The sequence below is a fragment of the Campylobacter sp. RM5063 genome (assembly GCF_024723655.1).
Lineage (GTDB): Bacteria > Campylobacterota > Campylobacteria > Campylobacterales > Campylobacteraceae > Campylobacter_D > Campylobacter_D lari_D.
In genome coordinates this window covers 1-852 of record NZ_JANQDA010000060.1, presented here as the reverse complement: position 1 = coordinate 852, position 852 = coordinate 1, and the positions used below count along the sequence as shown (strand labels likewise).

The following is an 852-nucleotide window of genomic DNA, read 5'->3' as shown; positions in this document are numbered from 1 at the left end:
GGCTTTTAGAGTTGAATTTAAAGAGTTAACTTGAAGGGTTTGGGTTGAAATAGTTTTATCTTTATTCAATATAACTTCACTGAAAAAATCAGAAATTAAAAATAAATTAGTATCAATATTTTTTGATAATTCAAAAAAACGACTAAATGAAAAATATAAAACTTTAGATAAATATTTATTATCCAAACTCAGCACATCATTTCTCCAAAATTGCAACTTTTTAAAGAAAATACTTTTAAACAAAGCTTCGTTTTTTATTTGATTTTCTTTTGTAAATTGAAATACACTCATTGCCGTCAAAAATAAACTACTTTTTCTATGGAATTGCTTATATAAAACAGCCGATTGTTCAAAAGAATTATATTCGTTTAACATATATTCTGGAACATAAATCATTCCTTTGCCTCTATTCATTATACTTCCCATTCTAATCCTATAATAAAGACATTTTTTAGTAAAAATAAAAATATTATTTGATTGTAAAAAAAGCAGTTTTCCAAAATAATGATCTTCGTGCAATACTTGATTTAGAAATTTAAGACCTATAAATTTCAAATAATCAAAATCAATCATTCCATGCCATCCAAACCAAAAATTTTGCCTTTTGATATTCAACAATACTTTTAAAAAATCACATGAAGATATTTTCTGATTTCTTCTAAATCTACATTTTTGTATCAATGTTTTATTGGGTGTATTCGGAGGACATACACCATCATAATAAAAATAGTGATCAAACCACACCACTTCTACCCCATCCATTCTAGGTACACATTCTTCTATGCAGTTTAATTCCCAATAATCATCAGAATCTAAAAAGATAATATAATCTATAATAGGATAAGTAAAGCT

The 852-nt window shown here is 25.2% G+C and carries 1 pseudogene; it reads right to left on the bottom strand.

What is annotated here, in order from left to right:
• A pseudogene (locus tag CAMP5063_RS08360) lies at window positions 1-852 on the bottom strand (glycosyltransferase family 2 protein); the annotation flags it as partial.